General features: G+C 63.5%; 24 protein-coding genes and 1 tRNA gene. 13 read left to right on the forward strand and 12 right to left on the reverse strand.

The features are described from left to right. The first annotated feature begins 28 nt into the window (after window positions 1–28). Window positions 29–985 carry an alpha/beta hydrolase gene (locus tag FNB15_RS02295; protein WP_185973680.1) on the forward strand — a complete coding sequence of 319 codons (957 nt, stop codon included), beginning with the start codon at window positions 29–31 and terminating at the stop codon, window positions 983–985. On the opposite strand, the gene fghA is transcribed toward FNB15_RS02295, so the two are convergent. Genes fghA through FNB15_RS02310 form a run of 3 tightly spaced genes read right to left on the reverse strand, consistent with a single transcriptional unit; the run spans window position 982 to window position 4,191 of the window. Then, window positions 982–1,824 (reverse strand): S-formylglutathione hydrolase, encoded by an 843-nt coding sequence (gene fghA / locus FNB15_RS02300; protein WP_144067165.1) that lies wholly within the window; start codon window positions 1,822–1,824, stop codon window positions 982–984. The two genes, FNB15_RS02295 and fghA, sit on opposite strands and share 4 nt — an antisense overlap. A gap of 2 nt (window positions 1,825–1,826) precedes the next feature. Next, window positions 1,827–2,939, reverse strand: a complete 1,113-nt coding sequence (locus FNB15_RS02305; RefSeq protein WP_144067166.1) for an S-(hydroxymethyl)glutathione dehydrogenase/class III alcohol dehydrogenase — start codon at window positions 2,937–2,939, stop codon at window positions 1,827–1,829. A 58-nt stretch (window positions 2,940–2,997) separates the two neighbouring features. Beyond that, a complete protein-coding gene (locus tag FNB15_RS02310; RefSeq protein WP_144067167.1) occupies window positions 2,998–4,191 on the reverse strand; it encodes an acetyl-CoA C-acyltransferase in 1,194 nt (397 codons plus the stop codon). An 89-nt stretch (window positions 4,192–4,280) separates the two neighbouring features. On the opposite strand from FNB15_RS02310, the gene FNB15_RS02315 reads away from it, so the two are divergent. Beyond that, the gene (locus FNB15_RS02315) at window positions 4,281–4,865 is read left to right on the forward strand and encodes a TetR/AcrR family transcriptional regulator (protein ID WP_144067168.1); all 585 of its coding nucleotides are present in this window, start codon (window positions 4,281–4,283) and stop codon (window positions 4,863–4,865) included. On the opposite strand, the gene FNB15_RS02320 is transcribed toward FNB15_RS02315, so the two are convergent. The 3 genes from FNB15_RS02320 to FNB15_RS02330 all read right to left on the reverse strand — a co-directional run bounded on the left by FNB15_RS02320 (window position 4,862) and on the right by FNB15_RS02330 (window position 9,488). Further along, a complete protein-coding gene (locus tag FNB15_RS02320) occupies window positions 4,862–5,557 on the reverse strand; it encodes a hypothetical protein (protein WP_144067169.1) in 696 nt (231 codons plus the stop codon). The two genes, FNB15_RS02315 and FNB15_RS02320, sit on opposite strands and share 4 nt — an antisense overlap. Window positions 5,558–5,690: 133 nt before the next feature. After that, window positions 5,691–8,189 carry a DNA translocase FtsK gene (locus FNB15_RS02325; RefSeq protein ID WP_144067170.1) on the reverse strand — a complete coding sequence of 833 codons (2,499 nt, stop codon included), beginning with the start codon at window positions 8,187–8,189 and terminating at the stop codon, window positions 5,691–5,693. A 78-nt stretch (window positions 8,190–8,267) separates the two neighbouring features. Further along, a complete protein-coding gene (locus tag FNB15_RS02330) occupies window positions 8,268–9,488 on the reverse strand; it encodes an aminotransferase class I/II-fold pyridoxal phosphate-dependent enzyme (protein WP_144067171.1) in 1,221 nt (406 codons plus the stop codon). Between the two features lie 158 nt (window positions 9,489–9,646). On the opposite strand from FNB15_RS02330, the gene FNB15_RS02335 reads away from it, so the two are divergent. After that, window positions 9,647–10,441 (forward strand): alpha/beta fold hydrolase, encoded by a 795-nt coding sequence (locus tag FNB15_RS02335; protein ID WP_221932726.1) that lies wholly within the window; start codon window positions 9,647–9,649, stop codon window positions 10,439–10,441. Between the two features lie 54 nt (window positions 10,442–10,495). Here FNB15_RS02335 and FNB15_RS02340 read toward each other — a convergent pair whose 3' ends face one another. Further along, window positions 10,496–11,884, reverse strand: coding sequence for an esterase-like activity of phytase family protein (locus FNB15_RS02340; protein WP_144067173.1), 1,389 nt, complete (start codon window positions 11,882–11,884; stop codon window positions 10,496–10,498). A 122-nt stretch (window positions 11,885–12,006) separates the two neighbouring features. On the opposite strand from FNB15_RS02340, the gene FNB15_RS02345 reads away from it, so the two are divergent. Beyond that, window positions 12,007–12,192, forward strand: a complete 186-nt coding sequence (locus FNB15_RS02345; protein ID WP_144067174.1) for a hypothetical protein — start codon at window positions 12,007–12,009, stop codon at window positions 12,190–12,192. Between the two features lie 9 nt (window positions 12,193–12,201). On the opposite strand, the gene FNB15_RS02350 is transcribed toward FNB15_RS02345, so the two are convergent. From FNB15_RS02350 to FNB15_RS02365, 4 genes are all read right to left on the reverse strand, one after another. Further along, window positions 12,202–14,565, reverse strand: a complete 2,364-nt coding sequence (locus FNB15_RS02350) for a mechanosensitive ion channel domain-containing protein (RefSeq protein WP_144067175.1) — start codon at window positions 14,563–14,565, stop codon at window positions 12,202–12,204. A gap of 79 nt (window positions 14,566–14,644) precedes the next feature. Next, window positions 14,645–14,720: transfer RNA gene (locus tag FNB15_RS02355), tRNA-Phe, on the reverse strand. A 126-nt stretch (window positions 14,721–14,846) separates the two neighbouring features. Continuing rightward, on the reverse strand, window positions 14,847–15,869 hold the full coding sequence (locus FNB15_RS02360) for a patatin-like phospholipase family protein (RefSeq protein ID WP_144067176.1): 1,023 nt from the start codon (window positions 15,867–15,869) through the stop codon (window positions 14,847–14,849). 28 nt (window positions 15,870–15,897) lie between these two features. Beyond that, on the reverse strand, window positions 15,898–16,827 hold the full coding sequence (locus FNB15_RS02365; RefSeq protein WP_144067177.1) for a mechanosensitive ion channel family protein: 930 nt from the start codon (window positions 16,825–16,827) through the stop codon (window positions 15,898–15,900). 134 nt (window positions 16,828–16,961) lie between these two features. Here FNB15_RS02365 and FNB15_RS02370 point away from each other — a divergent pair, with 134 nt between their 5' ends. Then, the gene (locus FNB15_RS02370) at window positions 16,962–17,756 is read left to right on the forward strand and encodes an ABC transporter ATP-binding protein (RefSeq protein WP_144067178.1); all 795 of its coding nucleotides are present in this window, start codon (window positions 16,962–16,964) and stop codon (window positions 17,754–17,756) included. Beyond that, window positions 17,753–18,562: an ABC transporter permease gene (locus FNB15_RS02375; RefSeq protein ID WP_221932727.1), complete on the forward strand. Its 810-nt coding sequence runs from the start codon at window positions 17,753–17,755 to the stop codon at window positions 18,560–18,562. Before FNB15_RS02370 ends, FNB15_RS02375 begins: the two co-directional genes overlap by 4 nt. On the opposite strand, the gene FNB15_RS02380 is transcribed toward FNB15_RS02375, so the two are convergent. Next, window positions 18,542–18,958, reverse strand: coding sequence for a DUF2306 domain-containing protein (locus FNB15_RS02380; protein WP_144067179.1), 417 nt, complete (start codon window positions 18,956–18,958; stop codon window positions 18,542–18,544). The genes FNB15_RS02375 and FNB15_RS02380 overlap by 21 nt on opposite strands. Window positions 18,959–19,093: 135 nt before the next feature. Here FNB15_RS02380 and FNB15_RS02385 point away from each other — a divergent pair, with 135 nt between their 5' ends. The 7 genes from FNB15_RS02385 (at window position 19,094) to ahcY (ending at window position 25,262) form a co-directional block, all read left to right on the forward strand. Continuing rightward, window positions 19,094–19,801 carry a response regulator transcription factor gene (locus FNB15_RS02385; RefSeq protein WP_144067180.1) on the forward strand — a complete coding sequence of 236 codons (708 nt, stop codon included), beginning with the start codon at window positions 19,094–19,096 and terminating at the stop codon, window positions 19,799–19,801. Between the two features lie 65 nt (window positions 19,802–19,866). Next, window positions 19,867–21,462 carry a sensor histidine kinase gene (locus FNB15_RS02390; protein WP_144067181.1) on the forward strand — a complete coding sequence of 532 codons (1,596 nt, stop codon included), beginning with the start codon at window positions 19,867–19,869 and terminating at the stop codon, window positions 21,460–21,462. A 98-nt stretch (window positions 21,463–21,560) separates the two neighbouring features. Further along, window positions 21,561–22,052: an HPr kinase/phosphorylase gene (locus FNB15_RS02395; protein WP_144067182.1), complete on the forward strand. Its 492-nt coding sequence runs from the start codon at window positions 21,561–21,563 to the stop codon at window positions 22,050–22,052. Window positions 22,053–22,056: 4 nt separating this feature from the next. Further along, window positions 22,057–22,959 carry an RNase adapter RapZ gene (rapZ, locus tag FNB15_RS02400; protein ID WP_144067183.1) on the forward strand — a complete coding sequence of 301 codons (903 nt, stop codon included), beginning with the start codon at window positions 22,057–22,059 and terminating at the stop codon, window positions 22,957–22,959. Between the two features lie 70 nt (window positions 22,960–23,029). Beyond that, window positions 23,030–23,437, forward strand: coding sequence for a PTS sugar transporter subunit IIA (locus FNB15_RS02405; protein ID WP_144067184.1), 408 nt, complete (start codon window positions 23,030–23,032; stop codon window positions 23,435–23,437). Beyond that, window positions 23,437–23,736 carry an HPr family phosphocarrier protein gene (locus FNB15_RS02410; RefSeq protein ID WP_144067185.1) on the forward strand — a complete coding sequence of 100 codons (300 nt, stop codon included), beginning with the start codon at window positions 23,437–23,439 and terminating at the stop codon, window positions 23,734–23,736. Before FNB15_RS02405 ends, FNB15_RS02410 begins: the two co-directional genes overlap by 1 nt. Before the next feature lie 131 nt (window positions 23,737–23,867). Beyond that, a complete protein-coding gene (ahcY, locus tag FNB15_RS02415) occupies window positions 23,868–25,262 on the forward strand; it encodes an adenosylhomocysteinase (protein ID WP_144067186.1) in 1,395 nt (464 codons plus the stop codon). The last annotated feature ends 63 nt before the right edge of the window (window positions 25,263–25,325 follow it).

Below are 25,325 nucleotides of genomic sequence, written 5' to 3' on the forward strand. Positions count from 1 at the left end.
ACCGCCTCATCCAAATCCAGAGACAGCCATGACCAAAGCCGTCCAGACCAACTACATTAAAAGCACGAATGTTCGTTCAATAATAAACGATCTTATTCAGCGCGAACTGGTCCGCACCGGCTTCCGGATCGCGCCCCGCTGGGCGGCCAACCATGCCGCGCGTCTGTTCCTGCGACCGTGGCGGCGTCCGACTAGCGAACGTTCTGGTTATATTTCACGTGAAACGCCTTTTGCCGCCGAAAGCGCTTTCGGTCCGGTCGCGGCCTGGAGTTTCGGCCCCACGACGCCAGGCACGCCGGCTGTTCTGCTGGTGCATGGCTGGGAGGACGACCATCTGAGCTGGGCGGCACTGATCGACAAGCTGGTGGCGCACGGCTACCGCGTCATCGCGCCCGACCTGCCCGGCCACGGCCGCTCGCCGGCCGATATCACTGGCATCCCGATCCTGGCAGCCGGCATCGCCGCCGTAGCGCGCGAGGCAGAGAAGATCGGCGCGGTCTCGGCCACGCAGCCGTTCAAGGCGGTGATCGCGCATTCGCTGGGCGGCACGGCGACGCTGATCGCGGCGGCTGAGATGGATCTGACGACGGAACGCTTCGCCATCCTGGCCTCACCCAATCATCCGCGCCTGTTTGCCGGCGCGATGATGCAGATGCTCGGACTGAATGTGTCGCAGACGCAGAAGGTTTTCGCTGCCATCGAGCGCCTAATCGGCCGCAGCATGGACTCGCTGTATCTGCCGCCGAAGCTGCGTGCCTTTGCCCAGCCTGGCCTGATCCTGCACAGCCGCGACGACCGCACCGTGCCGCTGCAGCACAGCCAGGAGAATGCGGCAAGCTGGCCGCGCGCCGACTTTCGCATTCTGGATGGCCTCGGCCATCGCCGCCTGATCAGCGACGCGGGCGTGCATGCCATGCTGCTGCACTTCGTCGACAGCAAAGCGCCGGCAGATATCTACAGCCTGAAGACCGATGCGGCTGACTAGCGCCGCAGCTGTTGCGCGTGATGCGCGATGTGTTCGCCGATGAAACTGGCGATGAAGTAGTAGCTGTGGTCGTAGCCGGCCTGCAGGCGCAAGGTCAGCGGAATGCCGGCAGCAGCCGCGGCATTGGCCAGCAGCTGCGGCTTGAGCTGCTTTTCGAGGAACTCATCCGCCATACCCTGGTCGATCAGTACCGGTTTGCGCCAGCCTGTGCCTGACGCCAGCGCTGTGGCATCCCAGGCAGCCCAAGAATTGCGATCCGCGCCGAGGTAACCGCTGAAGGCCTTCTCGCCCCACGGCACCTGGCTCGGCGCCACGATCGGCGCGAAGGCCGAGACCGACTTGTAGCGCTGCGGATTGCGGAAGGCGCAGACCAGCGCGCCATGGCCGCCCATGGAATGGCCGAAAATACCGCTACGCGCGGTGTCGGCGCCGGGAAAATGCTCGGCCAGCAACGCTGGGAGTTCCTCGGTGACGTAAGAATACATGCGGTAATGCTTCGCCCATGGCCGCTCGGTGGCGTCGATATAGAAGCCGGCGCCGGAGCCGAAATCGTAAGACTCATCTTCACCAGCGAGATTCACGCCGCGCGGGCTTGTATCGGGCGAAACCAGGATGAGACCGTGTTCGGCGGCATAGCGCTGCGCGCCCGCCTTGCTGACCATATTCTCCCAGGTGCAGGTCAGGCCCGACAGGTAATACAGCACCGGCAGTTTCGCGGTCTCACTGGCTTGGGGCGGCAGATAAACGGCAACTTCCATGCTGCAGCCCAACGTGGACGAGCTGTGCTTCCAGACCTGCTGCTGGCCGCCGAAGCAGGCCCAGTTCTTGATGCGCTGCATGATCAGAAGGTGACGACCGAGCGGATCGATTCGCCCTTATGCATCAGGTCGAAGGCATCGTTGATCTTCTCGAGCGGCATCACATGGGTGATCAGGTCGTCGATATTGATCTTGCCCTCCATATACCAGTCGACGATCTGCGGCACGTCGCTGCGACCACGCGCGCCACCAAAAGCCGAGCCCTTCCAGACGCGGCCTGTCACCAGTTGGAACGGGCGCGTCGAGATTTCCGCGCCCGAGGGCGCCACGCCGATGATGATGCTCTCGCCCCAGCCCTTGTGACAGCATTCCAGCGCCTGGCGCATCGTCTTGGTGTTGCCGATGCATTCAAAGCTGAAATCGGCACCGCCCTTGGTCAGTTCGACCAGATGGGGCACCAGTTCCTCATCCTTCATGTCTTTCGGATTGACGAAATGCGTCATGCCGAATTTCTCGGCCATTGCCTTGCGGCTAGGGTTGATGTCGACGCCGATGATGCGGTCGGCACCGACCATGCGCGCGCCCTGGATGACGTTGAGCCCGATGCCGCCCAGCCCAAAGACCACGACATTGGCGCCGGCCTGGACCCTGGCGGTATAGACCACAGCGCCAATGCCGGTGGTGACGCCACAGCCGATGTAACAGACCTTCTCGAAAGGTGCGTCGGGGCGGATCTTGGCGACCGCGATCTCGGGCAGCACGGTGAAGTTGGCGAAGGTCGACGTGCCCATGTAATGCCAGACCGTCTCGCCTCTGCATTTGAAGCGGCTGGTGCCGTCCGGCATCTGGCCGGCGCCCTGGGTAATGCGGATCGACTGGCAGAGATTGGTCTTGCGGCTGAGGCAGTAGTCGCACTGGCGGCATTCCGGCGTGTAGAGCGGAATGACATGATCACCCTTCTTCACGCTGGTGACGCCCGGCCCGATGTCGACCACCACGCCGGCGCCTTCATGTCCGAGGATGCAGGGGAACTTGCCTTCAGAGTCGAGGCCCGACAGCGTATAGGCATCAGTGTGGCAGACGCCGGTGGCCTTGATCTCGATCAGCACTTCGCCAGCTTTCGGCCCTTCCAGCTTCACCGTCTCGATGCTGAGCGGTTTCTTGGCCTCAAAGGCGACAGCGGCGCGCACATCCATGACGGTTCTCCTGCGGAAAATGAATCCGCAGCAGAATAAAGGTCAGGACTGCCGCTGGCTAGGCTGCCAGCTCGACCGCAATGGCCGTCGCCTCGCCGCCGCCGATGCAGAGCGAGGCGATGCCGCGTTTGCCGCCGGAACGTTCCAGCGCATTCAGCAGCGTGACGATGATACGCGCACCCGTGGCGCCGATCGGATGGCCGAGCGCGCAGGCACCGCCCAGGATGTTGACGCGGTCATGGCCGATATTGAGGTCGCGCATTGCAGCCATCGGCACAGCCGCGAAAGCCTCGTTGATCTCGAAGAGATCGACATCGCTGATGTTCCAGCCGGTCTTCTCCAGCAGCTTGCGGATCGCCGGGATCGGTGCAGTGGTGAACCAGTCCGGCGCCTGCGCATGCACGGCATGACCGACGATGCGCGCCACCACCGGCAGGCCCTTGGCTTTGGCGGTCGATTCCCGCGCCAGTACCAGTGCCGCCGCGCCATCTGCGTTGGCCGAGGAACTGGCCGGCGTGATCGTGCCGTTGGCCTTGAAGGCAGCCTTGAGAGTCGGGATCTTTTCCGGATTCACCTTGAGCGGATTCTCGTCGCGGCTCAGAGTCTCGGTGCCTTTGGCCTGCGGCGTGACGGCGACGATCTCGGCGTCGAACCAGCCGCTCTCCACGGCCTTGCGCGCGCGGGTCAGGGTTTCAATCGCGTAGGCATCCTGCTCGACGCGGGTGAAACCGTATTTCTCGGCGCATTGCTCGCCGAAGGTGCCCATGGCGCGGTCGCGCTCATAGGCGTCTTCCAGGCCATCCATCATCATATGATCGATGACCTTGGTGTGGCCGGCCTTGTGGCCGAAACGCATCTGCGGCAGCAGATAGGGCGCGCCCGACATGCTCTCCATGCCGCCGGCCACCATGATCTCGGCCGAGCCGGCCAGCAGCATGTCATGCGCCAGCATCGTGGCGCGCATGCCCGAACCGCAGACCTTGTTGATGGTGACGGCACCGACATGATCGGGCAGCCCGGCCTTGCGTGCGGCCTGACGCGCCGGGGCCTGGCCCTGCCCGGCCGGCAGCACACAGCCCATCAGCACTTCATCCACCTGCTCGCCCTGCGCGCCAGCGCGCGCCAGCGCTTCGCGAATCACCACGGCGCCAAGTTCGTTGCCTGCCACGCTGGCGAGCGCGCCGCCAAAACGGCCGAGCGGCGTGCGGATGGCGGAGGCAATGACAATGGAATCTTTCTGCGGGACGGACATGGTAGCTCTCCTGATTTTTCTTGCCGTCCAAATTAGATGATTGATATCATCTAATCGTCAAGCGAATATTGCAGCTGCGAAAGGTCGTCATGCGCCGGTCGGCCGAGGAAAAAGCGGAAACCCGCCGTCAGATCGTCCGAGCCGCCGGACGCATGATCCGCGAGCGCGGCTTGTCAGAGACCTGCGTGGCCGACGTGATGACCGAAACAGGCCTGACCCATGGCGGCTTCTACCGGCATTTCGAGTCCAAGGAGGCACTGGCTGCGGCAGCGGTCGACTCCGCTTTCGCCCATATGAGGGCGCGGCTGGAACAGATCACCGCCCAGGCGCCGGCTGGCAAGAAACTCGCCGCCCTGATCGAGACCTATCTGACCGAGGCGCATCGCGACCAGCCGCAGCATGGCTGCGTGATGGCCAGCGTCGGCATGGAAGCGCAGCGCGCCGGCGGCGTGGTGCAGGCGGCCTACGAGGATGGCATCAGCAAACTGCTCGCCCTGTTCGCGGCGCAGATCGAGGCACCGACCCGGCAGCAACGCGACGATCGCTCGCAAGTCGTGCTGTCGGTGATGGTCGGCGGGTTGCTGCTGGCCCGCGCATTGCGCAACGACCCCGCGGGGTCGAAACGCGCGCTGACGAATGCGCGCAAAGCGGCGCTGGCCGCTGCGGCCGGCTAGGAACCGTTGCGCTGCCGCTGGGCCGCGCCGCGTCGCACCAGCAGGATGCCCGAGCCGATAAAACCAATCATGGCGACCGGCAGCAGCCAGTACACCAGCACGAAACCGTCGTAGCCCGGCTGTGTCGCCCCAGCGCGCAGCGGTGGCTGTGCCGCCAGTTCGACCACCTCGCCGCGCAGCGAGCCGCCAACCTGCAAGACACGGAGGCTGACCCGGTTGATGCCGGGCCGGGCCCGCAATGCCGAAACCCCGTCACGTTCGGCCGGCGATGCAAGTGAAGCATAGACGATGCCATCCGCGCGCAGGCTGCGGCTGACCACGAAACGGTCGAACCGGTTGGCGGACGTAGCGCTCAGGCGCAACGGCAGTCCATCGTTTATGACCGCCTCGATCACCACGGGCTGGCCTGGCATGAGCAGCGGCGCACCGCTGCTGCTGCGACGCAGGCCGCCCAGTTCGCGGCTGCGCAGGCTGTCGTCATCGCCCTTGGCGGCGCTGCGGTCGAAATCCAGATCGAAGTAGATGTCGTGTCCCAGCAGGCTGAACACGGTGAGCTGCGTCTCGACATGCGGCTGCAGGGTCAGCACGGCGGCGCGTTTCGCGCCGGCAATGTGGCCCGCGGCAAAGAACATCGCAAAGATCGCCAGCGCGATATACCAGATCAGCCACTGGCGCTGCAGTCTGTCGGTCATGGCAGCCATCCGGTTGGTGGCAGCGACAACGGCAGGATAGCACGAAAATTCCCGGCCAGGCAGCCAGTCACGAAAAAAGCCCGGCCGGATATCCCGGACCGGGCTTCCTCCTTAGAAAGATTTCAGGAAGCGTCTACTCGGCCGCCTCGATATTGCGGGCCAGCACCTCGCGCTTGCCGACATGATTGGCACCGCCGACCACGCCTTCCTTTTCCATGCGTTCCATGATGCGGGCCGCGCGGTTGTAACCGATCTGCAGATGACGCTGGATGAACGAGGTCGAGGCCTTGCGCTCGCGGCAGACCAGCGCGACGGCCTGGTCATACAACGTGTCTTCCTCGCTGCCACCGCCTTCGCCACCGGTGCCCGGGGCGCCATACTTGCCGCCATCGGCGTCGGCAGTGACGGCCTCGACATAGATCGGCTCGGCCTGATCCTTCAGCGTCTTGACCACGCGTTCGACTTCTTCATCCGACACGAAGGGGCCATGCACGCGGCTGATGCGGCCGGCACCCGGCATGAACAGCATGTCGCCCATGCCCAGCAGCTGCTCGGCACCCTGCTCGCCCAGGATGGTGCGGCTGTCGATTTTTGAGGTCACCTGGAAAGATATGCGCGTCGGGAAGTTGGCCTTGATCGTACCGGTGATGACGTCGACCGACGGGCGCTGCGTCGCCATGATGAGATGAATACCGGCGGCGCGCGCCATCTGCGCCAGGCGCTGGATCGCGGCTTCGATATCCTTGCCGGCGACCAGCATCAGGTCGGCCAGCTCGTCGACGATCACGACGATGAAGGGCAGCGGGTTGAGGTCGATCGGGCGTTCTTCATAGATCGGCTTGCCGGCCTCGTCGAAACCGGTCTGCACGGTGCGACCCAGCGTCTCATCCTTGGCACGGGCCACCGCCAGACGCTCGTTGTAGCTGGCGATGTTGCGCACGCCGAGCTCTGACATCTTGCGATAGCGGTCTTCCATCTCGCGCACGGTCCATTTCAGCGCGACGACCGCCTTGCCCGGTTCGGTGACGACCGGCGCCAGCAGATGCGGGATGCCGTCATAGACGGAGAGTTCCAGCATCTTCGGATCAACCATGATGAAACGGCACTGATCCGGCGTCAGCTTGTACAGCAGTGACAGGATCATGGTGTTGATGGCGACCGACTTGCCCGAACCGGTGGTGCCGGCGACGAGCAGATGCGGCATTTTGGTCAGGTCGGCGATGATCGCCGAACCGCCGATATCCTTGCCCAGCGCCAGGCCCAGCTTGGTCGACGGGCTCTCGAACTCGGCCGAGGCCAGCAGTTCGCGCAGGTAGACGGTTTCGCGCTTGGCATTCGGCAGTTCGATGCCGATGGCATTGCGACCGGGGATGACGGCAACGCGGGCCGACAGCGCGCTCATCGAGCGGGCGATGTCGTCCGACAGGCCGATCACGCGGCTCGACTTGGTGCCGGGCGCGGGTTCGAGTTCATACAGGGTGACGACCGGGCCGGGACGCACCTTGGTGATCTCGCCCTGCACGCCGAATTCATTCAGCACCGATTCGAGCATGCGGGCATTCTGCTCCAGCGCATCCTCGTTGATCTTTTCGCGACCGGCATCGGCCGGCGGCGGCTTGAGCAGCGACAGTTCCGGCAGTTCGAAATCGCCGGCATCACCCAGATTGAGCGTGGTCTGCGCTTCGCGGGTGGCACGGCTCCCGGCCTTGGGCTTTTCGATGCGGCGGGTGACGCGGCCCTCGTCGGCACGCTTGGCCACCGGCAGACGCGGCATGTCGTCTTCGTCCTCGTCGTCGACCTCGTCGAGATCGTCCGGATCGACATAGTCGTCGTCAGCGGCCGCCCTGGTCTTTGCCTTGCCGAAGCTCGGCTCGGCCTTGCGCACCACTGGCTTGTCGTCCTCGTCATCGCGGGTGAAGGCAGACTTCAGCCGGCTGAAAAAGCCTTGTGTTTCCTGGCCGGCGCGCACGGCGGCCTTGCCACTCTGGTAGATACCCTGGGCCGCCAGACCCGCGGTGGCGGCGGCGCCGAAGCCCAGGCCGGCGCCCATGCTGCGCCATTCGCCCATGCTTAACCCTGAGGCGAAATAGAAGCTGAGCACGGCGAGGCCGAAGCAGATCACAGCTGGCAGCACCGCAGAGATCGGCAGACCGAACATGACGCCGAACGGCACCATCTGGTGATACAGGATGAAGTCGCCGACCACGCCGCCGAGACCGGCGCGGAGCGCCCAGGTGGTGGGCACCGGCAGGGCGGCCGCGAAAGCGGCGAAGAGGATCAGGGTGAGGGGCACCAGCGCCACATTCAGCCACCAGCGCGGCAGGCCGCGATGCGACACGATGCGGAAGCCCCAGGAGGCGAGCAGCAGCACGAATAGCCAGGCCGAGAGGCCGAGCGTCTGCAACAGCACGTCGGAGGTGTAGGCGCCGGGCAGGCCGAGCCAGTTATGCGGCGCCTTGGGCGTGGCGTGATTGAAGTTGGGATCGGCCGGATCGAAGCTCGCCAGCGCCAGCGCCAGCAGGAAGCCAAGGCCAAGGATCAGGATGCCGCCGCCCTCGCGGGCGCGGAGCCGCAGGAAATCGTCGAAACCTTCAGGGAAGAAAGACCGCTTCTTCTTGGACCTGGCAGCCATGCCGTTCCTCACAGGATTAACCATACCGGCGCACAAACACAGCCGCCGACCCGGGCCGATTCGCCCTAGCCTGCTTAGTTAAGCCCCGAGAACGTTACCAATGCGTTGAAGCGCGACCTTCGTGGACTCCAAATCCGCCACTAAAGCTATGCGGAGATAGGATTTTCCGGCTTTTTCGCCACCGTTTTCCGGCCGGGTCAGGTAATTGCCCGGCAGGGTGCGCAACGCCGCCTCGCGCCACAGCTTGAGCGCCATGGCCTCCGGATCGCCCACATCGAGCCAGAGGTAGAAGCCGCCGGCGGGGCGGAAAAAGCCAAAACGGTTGCCCAGCACGTTCTGCGCCATGTCGAATTTCTGGCGATACAGCGCGCGGTTCTCGACCACATGCGCCTCGTCGCGCCACAAAGCGGTCGAGGCTGCCACCACCGGCATCATCATGCCGGTGCAGCCATAGTTGCGCAATTTCAGAAAGGCCTTGGTGATCTCCAGATCGCCGGTACAGAAGCCAGACCTGAGCCCCGGTGCGCTGGAACGCTTGGACAGCGAGTGGAACACCACGACGTTTTTCAGCGCATCCTGGCCCACCTTGCTGCCGGCCAGATGCAATGCGGCATCCAGGCCGCCCGGCGGCGGCACCGTGTCGTAGATCTCGGCATAGCATTCGTCGAAAGCGACGACGAAATCGTAACGACGCGCCAGTTCGATCAGATGCGCGAGATATTCCACGCTGGCCACCGCGCCCTGCGGATTGGCCGGCGAGCAGATATAGACCAGCGCTGTGCGTTCCAGCGTGTCCTTGTCCAACGACCTGAAGTCGGGCAGGAAGCCGTTTTCGGCATGGGCAGGCATGAAATACGGATCGGCGCCAGCAGCCACCGCCGCGCCGACATAGGTCTGGTAGAAGGGATTGGGCATCAGCACCAGCGGCCGCTCGCCCTTCGGGCCCTTCTTCTGCGGCACGATCACGTTGGCGATCATATAGAGACCTTCGCGCGTGCCGGTCAGCGCAACGATCTGCGTCTCCGGCTCGATCAGGGTTTCCGGCAGCTTGTAGCGGCGCGTCACCCAGGCGGCGCAGGCGGCGCGGAATTCCGGCGTGCCGTTGATGGTCGGATAACGGTTGAGGATGCTCAGGTCCGCCGTCATCTGCTCGATCACCATCGGCGGCAGTGGATGATTCGGCTCGCCGATGGACAGGTTGATCACCGGCAGGCCAGCCGGCGTCGGCTCAGGATCGAGCAGGCTGCGCAGGCGGGCAAAGGGATAGTCGCTGAGTTCGTCGATACGGGGATTGAGCATGGCGGGCCACAACAGGAGCCCGGCGACGGAAAGCCGCGAATCGGGCATGAGTAAAGGTTGCCCGCAATCTACGGGGCAGTGACTCCCGGGGCAATACCGACGCCTTGTCCACTCGGGGCGGAGGTTCCATAGTCCTCTGAAATCGGGGGGAAATGGACATGCGCTTTCGGGTCTGGCTGGCCGTTCTGGCGGCCTTTCTGCTTCTGGCCGCCGCGCCTGGCTGGGCACAGGACAAGATCGGCGTGGTGATGCTGCACGGCAAGAACCCCGGCGGACCCAGCGATCCCAATTTCGCCGTCCTGAAAAACAGGTTGGAGCAGGAAGGCATGATCGCCCTGACGCCTGACCTGCCCTGGTCGGCGCGGCGTTATATTGATGGCGACTGGGACAAGGCGATGGCCGAGATCGACGGCCATGTCAAAACCCTGCGCGGTCGCGGTGCGACCAAGATCGTCCTCGCCGGCCATAGCATGGGCTGCCCCGCAGCCATGGGCTATGCCGCGCGCGGCGGCGACGTAGATGCGCTTGTTCTGGTGGCACCGGGTCATATCCCCGTGTTCTATGCAAACATCGGCCCCACGCGCGCTAGCATCGAGGAGGCCCGCAGCCTGGTGGCTGCCGGCCAGGGCGGCACGCGCAAGGATTTCAACGACAACAACCAGGGCCGAACTTTGCAGGTGCGCATGACCGCGAAGGACTACCTGTCCTATTTTGACCCGACGTCGGATGCGGAAATGTCGGTGACGGCGTCAAAGATTCCGGACAATACCGCCGTGCTCTGGGTGATCGGCGATGGCGATCCGATTTCCGGCCGGGGTCGCGGCTATGTCTTCGACAGGCTGCCGGCCAATGCGAAAAGCCAGTATCTGCAGGTTTCCGGCAATCACCTCAGCACGCCAGGCGCTGCAAAGGATGCCGTGGCCGCCTGGATCAGGACGGCCGTGACACCATAAAAAAACCCGGCCAGGATATCCTCCGGCCGGGCTCTCTTTAATTGCTGGCGCCGGTTACTTGGCGGCCAGGAAGTCCTTCACTTCGAGCAGTACGAATTCGTTGTCGTCGCTCTTGCCGAGCTGCCGGCCGGACGAATACGGCAGGTTGTTGTCGTTGCCGACGATGATATGCATAGCATCGACCACATCGACATTCTCGATGGTGAAGAAGGGGAAGGTCAGGCGCTGGCTGCCCTCGCCCGGCTCGCCGCCCTGCTTCGCCTTGCGGTTCGGATCGGCCATATCCATCAGGTCGATATAGCCGACCTTCTTCGCATAGCCATCGGCATCGACCTGGCTGAGGTCGATCTTGTAGATACGCTTGAACTTCGCCGGCACGTTGAAGCAGTCAGGCTTGATCTCGCCCTTGCAGGCCCGCGCCGCATTGCCCTCGGTATCATCGCGTTCGATGATCAGGCCGGTATTGGCGTCGATCATGTTGAAGTCGCCGATGCTGTTGCCGTTGGCCTCGAGGCGGTATTTCCAGTTGCGGCCGCTCCAGTCGCTTTTGGCGAGATCGAATTCCAGGATGCGCAGGTATTCCTTGCCATCCGCGCCTTTCTCGGTGCCGTTGGCAGCCGCGTCCCACAGCGCGCCCTCCAGCAACGGGTAGAGGAACTTGCCATCCTTGCTGGCGGCCATGCCCTCGAAGCCCTTGCTGCGGCGAATCTCGAAGCTCATCGCGGCCGGCGCACCGGGGCTGCGCATGGCGTAGTGATCTGGCGAGCGCACCAGCTTGCCGCTCACCTTGGTCTCGACGACCTGCTTCACCTTGCCCTGGCGATCGGTGGCGATCAGATACGGGCCGAATTCCTCGCCGAACCACAGCGTATCGCCGGCCACTTGCACGGATTCGAGATCGAAATCGCCGCCGGTTAGATAGCGTTTGTCGGTCGCCTCGTTGACGATCAGGAACGGTACCTTGCGATCGGGGTCATGCAGGAACAGGGTATCCTGACGCTGGATCTGATTGCTGGCGAAATCGATTTTCAAGCGATGGAACATTAGCATCGCGTCGGGCGAGTTGGCCTTGTTGCCGAAGCCGTTGTCGGTGACGACGAGGAATTCACCGTTGCCCAGCGCCTTGATGCCGGAGAAGCCCTGCACCGGCTGGCCATCGAATGGCAGGCTGATGCCGATCTTGCGCGGCGCGGTCTTGTCGGACAGCGCCGAGATGCCTTCGACGCTGCGCAGCTTGTCATTACGTACAGCACCCGTGAACTTGCCCGAGGTCCTGAGCAGGGCCGGCGCGTCGGCCGGTGCCGGCACGAAGCTTTCGGCCGGCAGCAATACATGGCCGATGACGGTGGCGCGGAATGGCTTGGCATCCTGGGCCAGAACTGGCGTCAGAGCCGAGCTGGCCAGGAAAGTGGCAGAGATCAATGCGTAAACGATCGGTTTCATATCCGATTCTCCCTGTTGGTTGTCCGGGAGGAGAGTCAGTAGCGACGATCAGTGACAGTGCGATGCCGCTGCGATGACACGTCGGTGACGACAGCGCGTCGTTTCCGCGCTAGACTATGGCGATGGATAAGTTGAACCCGCCGAACTCGACGGTCTGCAGTCTGGACGAAGCGCCGGATGCCTGGCGCGGCTACTTCTCGCCGGCAGAGCTCGCCGCCGAGTTGGACAAGCTGTTGCCGCGCGTTCGCGACGATGCACTGCATGCGAAACTGAAGGCGATCCGCGACAGCCTGATGGACAAGGACTGAGCCGAACTCTTATTCGGGAACAGGCTTGGGGTCGGATTCTGCTTCCGGCACGTTCGCTTGTGCCCGTGCCAGCCGCACTGGCGGCGCATTACCCGCCTTGTCCACGCCGAAATACAGCGTGCGGTGCGGGAACGGCATCTCGATCCCCAACTCGTCGAACCGTTTCTTCAGGCGCTTGCTGAATTCACGCTTCACGCTCCATTGCTGCGCCGGCTGGGTCTTGATGCGGAAACGGATCACTACCGCAGAATCCGCCAGTTCGTTGACACCCCACATTTCGAGATCCTCAAGGATACGAGCTGCCCATTCCGGCTCACCGCGGAATTCAGCTCCCAGCTTCCTGATCTCCTCGATCACCGCATCAACATCCTCGCGATACGAGATCCCGATATCGAACAGCGCCTGGGCATATCCGCGCGTCATGTTCTTGATCCTGGTGACCTCGCTGAAGGGAATCACATGCACAACACCCTCGGTGTCGCGCAGCCGGATGGTGCGGATCGAGATATCCTCCACCACGCCACCATTACCGCCCAGATCGACAATGTCGCCAACTGACACAGTCTCCTCGGCCAGAATGAAGATCCCGGTGATGACGTCCTTCACCAGGGTCTGCGCGCCGAAGCCGATGGCGAGACCGATCACGCCGGCGCCGGCCAGCAGCGGCGCAATGTTGATGCCGAGTTCCGACAGCACGATCAGCGCGGCGATCAGTCCAAGAACGATAGAAACGAACCGGCGCAGCAATGGCAGCAGCGTACGCACGCGGCCCGAGCGCATTGGCGGCTGGCCGTCGCGCCCCGGGCGCGTGAGATAATATTCGATGCCGGCTCCGGTCACTTCCCACAGCACCAGCGTGACTACGACGACCAGCAAGATCGTGGTGACACGGCCGGCGAGATTCCGGCCGGTCGAACTGCCGAGCCAACCGAGCGTATCTATGCCCCAGGCCTGCAGGATGGCAAACGTCGCCACGACATAGAGCAGCAGACGCAGCGATCCCAGCAGCAGTGGCAGGTAACGGTTGGCGCGCGCCTCCAGGCCAGGGAAGCGATGCCGCGTTTCCGGCCGCACGGCAAACAGCCCGCCCAGACCGTGTTCGATAGCAAACAGGATCACGCGCACGAGGATCAGCACGCCCAGTGTCGCCAGCGTACCGCGCAGGATCAGCGCGAAGCCGCCGCTGACATCGAAGGCCCAGACCGCGAAGGTGGCGCCGATATACAGCAGTGCCAGCGCATGCCAGATATCGCCGGTGCGATGGCGCAGCAGGCGAACCGCATTGCTGCGTGGTGACGCCGTGTCGGCCGCCGGCACATCAGAGCCGCGGATCCGCGCCGCCACCGCCGCACGATTCTGCAGCACCAGCACGGCCAGCAGGAAGGCGAAGATGAAGCCGGCCAGCGTAGCGATCGCATCCACACCATCGGCCGGAATTCGGATGCGCTGGGCGATGCGCACGATGGCATAGCCAAAGATACCGACCGCGCTGAGCCGCCGCAGCCAGACATGGATATAGGCTGCGGTTTCACCATCCAGCCGCAACGACCGGCTCAGTGCAGCATCCGGCGCCAGCAGCATCTGCGTGCCGATATCGACGGCTCGGGTGGCGACGAAGGCAAGAACGATGATCTGTGCGATGTCGCGCGTGAGATTGTTGGGTGCCAATAACCACAGCGTGCCATAGGCCGCCAGCGCGAAGGCCGCAGTGGGAATGATCGCTAACAGAATCCGCAACAGCAGGAAGAGAGAAGCGAGCCAGAGTGGATTCGACTTGCGCACCTCAAGCGCGGCGAGCGGTCGGCGGATCAGCAGGAAGGCGATGGCCTGCAGCGCGACAGCAACCGCCAGCGTGGCGCCGAGCTTGAGCAGCACATCGGCCCACAGCGCGCGACGTTTCGGATTCTCCCATTGCTGCGTCAACCATGTCTGCAGTGCCGGCAGATCGGAGAACACCGCACCCAGGGCCGCCATGCCAGACCCGGCTCGACGCACATGCTCGACCACGGTATCGACGATGGCCGCGCCCGGATCGTCTTCTGCCGGTGCAGCGGCCGGTCCGGGTGCTTTGGCCGGTTCAGCCGCCTTCGCCGGCGCAGGCTGAGCTGGCAGCGGCTGACCGCCACCTCGCTGCGCCGCCGACAGCGCACGCAGGGTTTCGATCAGCCTGCGCCGCTCGGTCTCGTTTTCCAGCTGGTCGGCCAGCGTGTTCAACTCGGCCGCGCTCATACCGGTGGCGGATGCGGGCGGCCCAGACTGCGCGGGGGCAGGCTGCTGCGCCCCGGCAGGGACAACAGCGAGCATGGCAAGCAGCAGGGCGAGGATGAACGGACGCGGGGCGCCCAGGGACGACAGGAAGAAAAGCCGGATCATTCAGCAGGTCGCAAAAAGGATGATGCCGCCGGGGCTAGGGCACCGGCGTTGACCTGTAATGAACATTTGGGAGAGAAAATGGTGCCCAGGGACGGATTTGAACCGCCGACACGAGGATTTTCAGTCCTCTGCTCTACCAACTGAGCTACCTGGGCACGGGTATCAGCAAGATACCGCCGTTACAGGGTTTTATTCCGTAACGGCGCGCGGTTATAGACAGATTCCCCACCCCTGTCCAGCCCCGGGCCCGGCACCCGCGGCTGTCCGGGCAAGGCCCGGATTTACATGAATTTCGCCACGATATCCGTGGTGGATGCCTTGCCGAGATCGTCGTAATGGCTGGCGAGGAAGCTTTCTGCCTTCTCGCGGCCGAGATCGCGCAGGTAGCACAGGAAATCCCAGTCCGGATTCAGCTTGGACGAGACGCTGAATTTCGACAGCGTCTCCTCGGCATCGACGCTGTGGATGAAGACGCGAGGGTATTTCTCGCGGTTCAGCTCATTGGTGTCGAGCAGGTTGGTGACGAACTGGATCGCCCGCATCTCGCGCATCAGGCTGGAATTCCAGCTCAGCGTATTGATGCGATCGAGGATCGCCGCGGCCGTGGTCGGCACTTCCGGGATATTTACCGGATTGATCTGCACGATCAGGATGTCGCTGGTGCCCTTTTCGTAAATCAGCGGGAAGATCGGCGGATTGCCGCAATAGCCGCCATCCCAATAGTGGTTGCCGTCGATCTCCACTGCCTGGAACAGGAACGGCAGGCAGGCCGAGGCCATCACCGCATCGGGCGTCACTTCGTCGCGGTTGAATACGCGGATGCGGCCGTTCTTCACGTTGGTGGCACAGATGAACAGCTTGGCGGCGGCCTGGTTGGCGCGCAGCGCCTCGAAATCCACCACCTCGGCGATGATGTCGCGCAGCGGATTCATGTTGCTCGGATTCAGCTGGTACGGCGACATCACCTGCGACAGCGAATTGAAGAAATGGTACATCGGTGAAAAGTCCATGTTGCCGATGCTGAACAGCTTGTCGATCGGACTGGGCTGCAACGGGCCCTTCTTGCCGGCCTCAGACGATTTGCGCCAGAACAGCTCGAGCAGTTCCTTGGCCTTGGCCGGACCGCCCTGCCCCAGGCCATAGGCCGCCACGGCGGCATTCATCGCACCTGCCGAGGTGCCGACCAGCGCTTCGATCTCGATGCGGTCATCGTCCAGCAGGCGATCCAGCACGCCCCAGGTGAAAGCGCCATGGGCGCCGCCACCCTGCAGAGCCAGCTTCAGACTCTTTTTCTTCTTCGTCATCGCCCAATCCCCCAACCCTTCAAAAAAATCAATCGCGCTGCGATACCACAGGCGGGTCCAGATGCAGGAATGCCTCATTGCGCGGCAGATGCGCGGCCAGGTCGCCGGCGCGCAGGGCGGCATAAGCGGCATACAGCAGCTGGGCCTTCATGATCACGACCCGGCTGAAATCGTCGGTGAAGAAATAGATGCGCCAGACCATGACGCCGGCATTCAGTTCATGCACGGCGATGATCGGCGCCGGATCAGACAGTATGCCTTCAATGGTGAGGGCCGCATCCTTCAGCGCGGTCTGCACTGCGGCTTCATCGACACCGTATTGCAGCGTCACGTCGACGAAGCCCAGATGCCGCGCCTGCGGCCGGCTGTGATTGAATAGCTTGGCGCGGCCGATCACCGCATTGGGTACGACCAGCAGGTCCATCGACCGGGTGCGCAAATGGGTGGAACGCCAGTTGGTCTCCAGCACCATGCCCTGGATGCCGTCGATGGTGATCCATTCACCGGCCTTGAAAGGGCGCTCCATATTCAGGGCCACGCCGGCGAAGATATCGGTCAGCAACTGCTGCAGCGCGAAGCCGAGAATGATGGCAATGACGCTGGAGGTGGCGAAGACGCCGGTCGGCTCCAGATGGAAGATCTCGATGGCGATGAAGCCGGCTGCCGCCACATACAGGGTTACATTGAACAGATCGGTCAGCAGTTTGCGCTGGCGCGGCACGCCCGCCAGACTCTGGCCGTACATGCGACGCCAGACGAACAGCTCGAAACCGGTGGCGATCACCCAGGCCAGACTGAACCCGGCGAGAACCGCCAGCGGCCTGTCCAGCCAGAGCGGCAGATGAGGCGAGATCAGCCAGGTCCACATGAACGGCACGTGACGCGGCTGCAACACCGCATAGACCAGGGCAATCGATATCAGGAGCGCCAGAAGAAAGCGCCGTGTTTCGCGCGACATGGGCCGGAAGTTAGCGGTTTGCCGCACAGGGGGCCAGCCTTTTCACGTGACACCTCTGCCTCACTGCAGACCGGAAGCGCGGCCCGCCCAGCACTGGACAATCGCGCTACCCCCGCCTTATCTCTTCGCTTCATATGATCGAGACACTCACCCGCACCGTGCAGCCCGCCATCACCGTGGCCGGCCTTGCCAAGACCTACGGCGGCACCGACAAGCCGGTGCATGCCGTGGCCGGGATCGACTTCCATGTGCCGGCCGGCAGCGTCACCGCACTGCTGGGCGGCAACGGCGCCGGCAAGACCACCACCATCGCCATGCTGCTCGGCCTGCTCAAACCCACGGCGGGCAGCATCCGCATCCTCGATACCGACATGCTGCGCGACCGGCACCATGTGCTGCCACGGCTAAATTTCTCCTCGCCTTACGTCGATCTGCCACATCGCCTGACCGTGCGGCAGAACCTGATGGTCTTCGCCGGGCTCTACGCCGTGTCGCAGGCGCCCAAGCGCATCGAGCAGCTGGCCGAGGAACTAAATTTCGCCACGCTGCTCGATCGCCCCGCCGGCGCGCTGTCGGCCGGCCAGAAAACCCGCGTGGCACTGGCCAAGGCGCTGATCAACCAGCCGGATGTGCTGCTGCTGGACGAGCCGACCGCCTCGCTGGATCCTGACACCGCCGACTGGGTGCGCAGCCTGCTGGAGAAGTATCGCAAGGAACGCGGCATCACCATCCTGCTCGCCTCGCATAACATGGGCGAGGTCGAACGGCTCTGCGACCAGGTGCTGATGATGAAGCAGGGTCGCATCGTGGATCGCGGTACCGCGCCGGATCTGGTGGCGAAATACGGCCGGCAGACTCTGGAACAGGTCTTCCTCGATATCGCGCGCGGCCAGGGCAGGGCCGCCGAACTGAACGAGGTGCCGGCATGATGCAGGACATCAGCTGCAGCCTGCAGCGCATCTTCGCCATGCTGCGCCGGCACTGGTATCTGCTGTCGGGGTCGTGGACGCGCATCGTGGAGCTGATCTACTGGCCCGCCGTGCAGATGATCATGTGGGGTTTTCTCACCCAGTTCCTCGCCAGCAAGACCTCGTATGTGGCGCAGGCCTTCGGCGTCTTCCTCGCCGGCATGATGCTGTGGGATTCGATGTTCCGCGTGCAGCTCGGCGTGGCGATCTCCTTCCTCGAGGAAATGTGGTCGCGCAATCTGGGTAACCTGTTCGTCAGCCCGCTGCGGCCTGGTGAATTCGCCACCTCGGTGCTGCTGATGGGCCTGCTGCGCACGCTGGTCGGCATGGTCCCGGTCAGCTTCATGGCCTGGTGGTTCTTCGATTTCTCGGTCTACGCCATGGGGCTGGCGCTGGCCGGCTTTTTCTTCAGTCTGATCATGTTCGGCTGGGCCATCGGCATTTCCGTCTGCGGGCTGATCATGCGTCATGGCCTGGGCGCCGAAAGCGCCGCCTGGGGCGCGATGTTCCTGATCCTGCCGGTCGCCGCCGTCTATTATCCGGTCACGGTGCTGCCGGGCTGGCTGCAGGTGGTCGCCTGGTCACTGCCGCCGGCCTATGTCTTCGAGGGCATGCGTGCGCTGCTGGTGGACGGCATCCTGCGCACCGACCTGCTGATCGGCGCCTTTGCCCTGAATGTGCTCTATCTCGCGCTCGGCTTCTGGGCCTTCCTCGCCTTCTTCGAGTCCGCGCGCCGCCGCGGCCAGCTACTGGGCCAGGGTGAGTAAGGTCACGCCTTCCGTCATCAGCCGCCCCAGCAGGCGCATCGGCAGCAGCGTAAACAGTCCGGGGATCACAAGGGCGCCGAAGAACAGGCCGATCATGGCCATGCGATGCCGCTTCACCTTGCCGCGCCGGATTGCCAGCACTGCGAGCGGCACCAGAACCAGCACCAGCAGGCTGAGCGCATGGATCGGGCTGTAGCTGCCGGTGATGCCGGTGATCCAGAAAGAGCTGGTCGCGGCCGTCAGCATCAGCACCACCCAGATCCAGCCGAGCGCCCGGTGCGAGACGGTGCCCTTGCGGCGAATCAGCATGAACGCCCCCAGCGCCAAGGCCAGAATTGTGGCGGCAAGATGGATATGGACCGCAGGACCGGCATTGAGGAGGGGTATATAATTCATGGGCCGAGCCTGCCCCGCCCCCTGCAAACCGGCCAGCGACTTGCTATATTGGTGTGATCGTGATCACCGGTTTTCCGGCACTTTCACGCGACTTGGCCGTTACAACCCGACTGCCACCAGATTCAAGGACCTCCCGTGAGCGCGACGATTGCCCTGGTCGATGACGACCGCAATATCCTGACTTCGGTTTCGATTGCCCTCGAAGCCGAGGGCTATAAGGTACGCACCTATAACGATGGTGCCGAGGCCCTGCGTCACCTGACGCAGCAGATGCCCGATCTCGTCATCCTCGACATCAAGATGCCCCGGCTGGATGGCATGGAGACGCTGAGCCGTCTGCGCCGCGTCAGCCAGGTGCCGGTGATCTTCCTCACCTCCAAGGACGATGAGATCGACGAGGCGCTCGGCCTCAAGATGGGCGCCGACGACTACATCACCAAGCCGTTCAGCCAGCGCCTGCTGATTGAGCGCATCAAGGCGGTGTTGCGCCGCGCCGAAGCCAACCGCCCTGGTGCGGAGGAAACATCCTCCGACAAGCTGGTGGTGCGCGGCTCGCTGACGCTGGATCCGGCGCGGCATCGCTGCACCTGGAATGGCGAGGAAGTGGTACTCACTGTCACCGAATTCCTGCTGCTCGATGCCCTGGCGCAGCGGCCGGGCCATGTGAAAAACCGTGACCAGCTGATGGATGCAGCCTACGACGACAACGTCTATGTCGACGACCGCACCATCGACAGCCACATCAAGCGACTGCGCAAGAAGTTCAAGATGGTGGACGATAACTTCGACTCCATCGAAACCCTGTATGGCGTCGGCTATCGCTTCAAGGAACAGGCGGCCTGATCGTAGCGGCCAGAAACGATATAGCTGGCGACGGCGGGAAGGATGTCCGGTATGGAGGGCAGACGGTGAGCGATCCGTCTCCGCGCCGGCGACTGATGTCGCCGCTGACGCGCCGCATCCTGCTGATCAACCTGGCAGCGCCGATCGCACTGGTGCTGGCCTTCTTCTATCTCGACCAGTTCCGCCTCAGCCTGATCGACACGCGCCTGACTGCCCTGCGCTACGAAGCTGGACTGATTTCCGGCGCACTGGGTGAGGTCGCCATCAGCCCGTCGGAATTCAGTCCCACGCTGGAACCCGAACTGGCGCGCCAACTGCTGCGCCGCCTGTCGGCCCAGTCGAGTGCCCGTGCCCGGCTGTTCGATGCCGATGGCGAGATGATCGCCGACAGCCGTTTACTGCTGGCGGCCGGGCGCGGTGTGGTGACGCGCCAGCTGCCACCGCCGAATATAGACACACCCTGGGAGCAGGCCCTGATCGGTCTCTACGACAAGATCAACGCCCTGTTCATGACCACACTTAATCTGCCAAAATACGTCGAGCTGCCCTTCACACATGCCAACGACTATCCGGAAGCGCGCCGCGCACTGAACGGCGACGACAGCGACCAGCTGCGTGATCTGGCGGATGGCCGCATCATGCTGTCGGCGGCCGTGCCGGTGCAGGGCCTGCGTAAAGTCGTCGGCGCGCTGCTGCTGAACGTCGACAGCGCCGAACTGGATGCGCGCGTGCGCGAGGAACGGCTGGGCGTGCTGAAGGTGTTTGCCGCCGTGCTCGGTTTCACCGTGCTGGCCTCGCTCTATCTGGCAGGCGTGATCGTACGGCCGATCCATCGCCTGGCCGAGGCGGCCGAACGCATCCGCGCCGCCAAGGGCCGCATCGCGCATCTGTCGCTGCCGGATTACTCGCACCGCGAAGATGAGATCGGCGACCTGTCCAGCGTGCTGCGCGCCATGACCGCCGCGCTATCGCAGCGGCTGGATGCCATCGAACGTTTCGCCGCCGATGTGTCGCACGAAATCAAGAATCCCCTCACCTCGCTGCGCAGCGCCATGGAAACCTTCCTGCGTACCGAGAAACCGGAACTGCGCGAGCGCCTGCTGGCGGTGATGCAGGACGATGTGCGCCGCATGGATCGCCTGATCACCGACATTTCCGGCGCCTCGCGGCTGGATGCCGAACTGGCGCGCAGTGAAGCAGCCCCGCTAGATATCGCCGTCATGCTGCAATCGGTCATCGAAACCTATATGACGCGTCTGGCTGACACCGGGCCGAAGATCGAACTGAAGCGGGTCGAGCCCGGTCCGTATCTGGCCATCGGCTTCGAGGGCCAGCTGGGCCAGGTGGCGCGCAACCTGATCGACAACGCGATTTCCTTCAGTCCGCCGAATGGCACCATCACGGTCGCGGTGAAACGCGAACCGCGACATGTGATGTTCAGCGTCGCCGATGAAGGCCCTGGCATTCCGACTGACAATCTGGAATCGATCTTTGAACGTTTTTACAGCGAACGGCCGGCCAGCGAGGCGTTTGGCCTGCATTCCGGTCTCGGCCTGTCGATCGCGCGGCAGGTGGTGCAATCGCTCGGCGGCGAGATCCACGCCGAGAACCGCGATGACGGCAAGACGGGTGCCCGCTTCGTGGTACGCCTGCCGCTTTAGGCGGCACACATGTTAACCAAAGCCCCCTTCATCGAAGCATGCTCCGTCATGGAAGCGTGTATTGACTCTCTGTGGAGGCCCCGGCAGGCTGCGCGGCCATGCTGACCATTCATGCAAGCTGTGTGTCGATTGCCGGCGCGGCGCTTCTGCTGCGCGGCCCCTCCGGGGCCGGAAAATCCGATCTGGCGCTGCGTTTGATGGACGCCGGCGCAGGTCTGATCGCCGACGATCAGACCTGTCTGCAGCGCATTGACGGCAGTATCATTGCCGGCACGCCGGAACGCCTGCGCGGCCTGCTGGAAATCCGTGGCATAGGCCCAGTCCGCATGCCGGCGACAGCACCCGCACCTGTGGCACTGATCGTCGATCTGGTGCCGCTGAATGATGTGCCACGCCTGCCCGAGCCGCGCCACGAAAACATCCTGGACATCACACTGCCCTGCCTGTCACTGCATGCTTTCGAGGCCAGCGCCGCGATCAAGGCAAGATGGGCACTGGCGCGCGCCGTCGAAGGCCGACTGTTCGAGCCCGACGAGATCGCGGCCGTAGTAGCCGGCACTGTCACCGAACTCTTTAAACGCAAGGCCTGAGCAGATGGGCGCTGCTGCAGAGCCGATCCGTTTTGTAGTGGTCAGCGGCCTTTCGGGTGCCGGCAAGACCACGGCGCTCAAGCTGTTGGAAGATCACGGCTATGAAGCCGTCGACAACCTGCCGATGCCGCTGCTGCGGCGACTGGCCATCGCAGACGAGGCCGAGGCGGCTGCGGCGCCCACGCAGCCGCGCCGCGCCATCGCGGTGGGCATCGACAGCCGGACCCGCGATTTCCAGCCTGACCAATTGATCGCCCTGCTCAGCGAGTTGCGCCAGCGCGACGATCTTGCCGTCCAGCTGCTGTATTTCGATTGCGAGGATGAGGTGCTGCTCAAGCGCTTCACGGCGACACGGCGGCGGCATCCGCTCGCCAGCGACCGGCCGATCGCTGATGGCATTGCAGCCGAACGGCGGCTGATGCTGCCGCTGCGCGCCGCGGCCGATCTGGTGATCGATACTTCGATGGCGGCCTTGCCGGAATTCCGCCAGGCCCTGGCCGCGCAATTCGCGCTGGACGCCCTGCCGGGCCTCAGTATCATGGTGCTCTCGTTTTCCTATAAGCACGGCCTGCCGCGCGAGGCGGATCTGGTGTTCGATGTGCGCTTCCTGCGCAATCCCCATTATGACGATGCACTGCGCCCGCATACCGGCGACAATCCCGCCGTTGCGGCCTATGTGGAGGCCGATCCCGGCTATGCCGACTTCTTCGGACGGCTGCGCGGCATGGTCGATGCGCTGCTGCCGCGCTATGCCCAGGAGGGCAAGCGTTACCTCACCATCGCCATCGGTTGCACAGGCGGTCGCCATCGTTCCGTTGTGGTTGCCGAGGCCCTCGGCAAGCACTTGCGCGAAACCGGGCAACGTGTCGATATCCGTCACCGCGATCGCGATCTGGCCCCAGCCTGACCCATGGCCTGAACCGCAGTTGCCGAGGAAACTTCACTGCAATGACCAGCCACAAGATCGATAGCGTCCCATGATCGGTATTGTCGTCGTCACCCACGGCCGCCTTGCCGAAGAATTCATCCATGCCACCGAGCATGTGGTGGGGCCGCAGAAGAACATGCGCGCCGTCTGCATCGGACCGGACGACGACATGGAGCAGCGCCGCCAGGATATCCTCGCCGCCGTCGCCGCCGTCGAAACGGGCAAGGGCGTGATCGTGCTGACCGACATGTTCGGCGGCACACCGTCCAATCTGGCAATCTCCATTATGGATCAGGCCAAGGTGGAAGTGATCGCCGGCGTGAACCTGCCGATGCTAATCAAGCTGGCCAGCGTGCGCGGCAAATCCGAGATGGCTGCCGCCGTCAGCGCCGGCCAGGAAGCCGGCCGCAAATACATCAATGTCGCCTCCAAACTGCTGGCCGGAGAGTCAGCCTGATGGACGGAACGGCCCCGAAGGACGCGCCCCTCAAACGCAGCGTTAACATTCCGAACCAGCGCGGCCTGCATGCCCGCGCCGCGGCCAAATTCGTCCAGGTGGTCGCCCGCTTCCCCCAGGCCAAGATCCAGGTCTCCAAGGACGGCCAGACCGTCAACGGAGAGTCGATCATGGGTCTGATGATGCTGGCTGGCACCCAGGGCTCCAGCATCGAGATCAGCGCCTCCGGCACCGAGGCCGGGGCTGCCATGGAAGCCCTGGTCATCCTGGTCGAGGGTAAATTCGGGGAATCCGAATAGCCGACCTTAAAATCTATATATCTATATAAAGATTTCTTTATATAATACTGGACAGCCCGCGGGCTGCCCTGCTATATCGGCGCCCATTGAGCACATTCCTGTGTAGAATCTCGCCAACTGGAGCTGCCGACATGAGCGCGGATTATATTGTTAAGGACATTGGCCTGGCCGACTGGGGCCGCAAGGAACTGGATATGGCCGAGACCGAAATGCCCGGTCTGATGGCCACCCGCGCCGAATTCGGCAAGGCCCAGCCCCTGAAGGGCGCCCGCATTGCCGGCTCCCTGCATATGACGATCCAGACCGGCGTGCTGATCGAGACCCTGAAGGCTCTCGGCGCCGACATCCGCTGGGCCTCGTGCAATATCTATTCGACCCAGGACCATGCCGCCGCCGCCATTGCCGCCGCCGGCATCCCGGTCTTCGCCGTGAAGGGCGAAAACCTGGAAGAATACTGGGACTACACCCACAAGATCTTCGAATGGGCCGATGGCGGCACCCCGAACATGATCTTGGACGATGGCGGCGACGCCACCCTGCTGATCCATCTGGGCATGCAGGCCGAGAAGGACGCCTCTGTCATCTCGAAGCCGACCAATGAGGAAGAGACCGTCCTCTATGCGGCGATCGCCAAGAAGCTGAAGGCCTCGCCGGGCTGGTATACGAAGATGGGCACCGCCATCAAGGGCGTGACCGAGGAAACCACCACCGGCGTGCATCGCCTGTACATCATGGCAAAGGAAGGCCGCCTGCTCTTCCCGGCCATCAACGTCAACGACAGCGTCACCAAGTCGAAGTTCGACAACCTCTATGGCTGCCGCGAAAGCCTGGTCGACGGCATCCGTCGCGGCACCGACGTGATGATGGCCGGCAAGATCGCCGTGATCGCCGGCTACGGCGACGTCGGCAAGGGTTCGGCCGCCTCGCTGCGCAATGCCGGCTGCCGCGTCATGGTCACCGAGATCGATCCGATCTGCGCACTGCAGGCCGCCATGGAAGGCTATGAGGTCGTGACCATGGAAGATGCCGCGCCGAAGGGCGACATCTTCGTCACCGCCACCGGAAACCTGGACGTCATCACCATCGACCATATGCGTGCGATGAAGCATCGCGCCATCGTCTGCAACATCGGCCACTTCGACTCCGAGATCCAGATCGGCGCGCTGAAGAACCTGAAGTGGCACAATGTGAAGCCCCAGGTGGACGAGGTGGAGTTCCCCGACAAGAAGCGCATTATCGTGCTGTCGGAAGGCCGCCTCGTGAACCTGGGCAACGCCACCGGCCATCCCAGCTTCGTGATGAGCGCCTCCTTCACCAACCAGGTGCTGGCGCAGATCGAGCTCTGGACCAACCCGGGCAAGTACGAGAAGCAGGTCTACACGCTGCCGAAGCATCTGGACGAGAAGGTCGCCAGCCTGCATCTGGAGAAGGTCGGCGCCAAGCTGACCAAGCTGACCCCGGTGCAGTCGAAGTATCTCGGCATTGGCGAAAAGGGCCCGTTCAAGCCTGACCATTACCGCTACTAAGCCATCGCCGCTTCGGCGAATCGCTTTCGCAATGCAAAGGCCGGGTTTCAAACCCGGCCTTTG

It is taken from the genome of Ferrovibrio terrae (assembly GCF_007197755.1).
GTDB classification, from domain to species: Bacteria; Pseudomonadota; Alphaproteobacteria; order Ferrovibrionales; family Ferrovibrionaceae; genus Ferrovibrio; species Ferrovibrio terrae.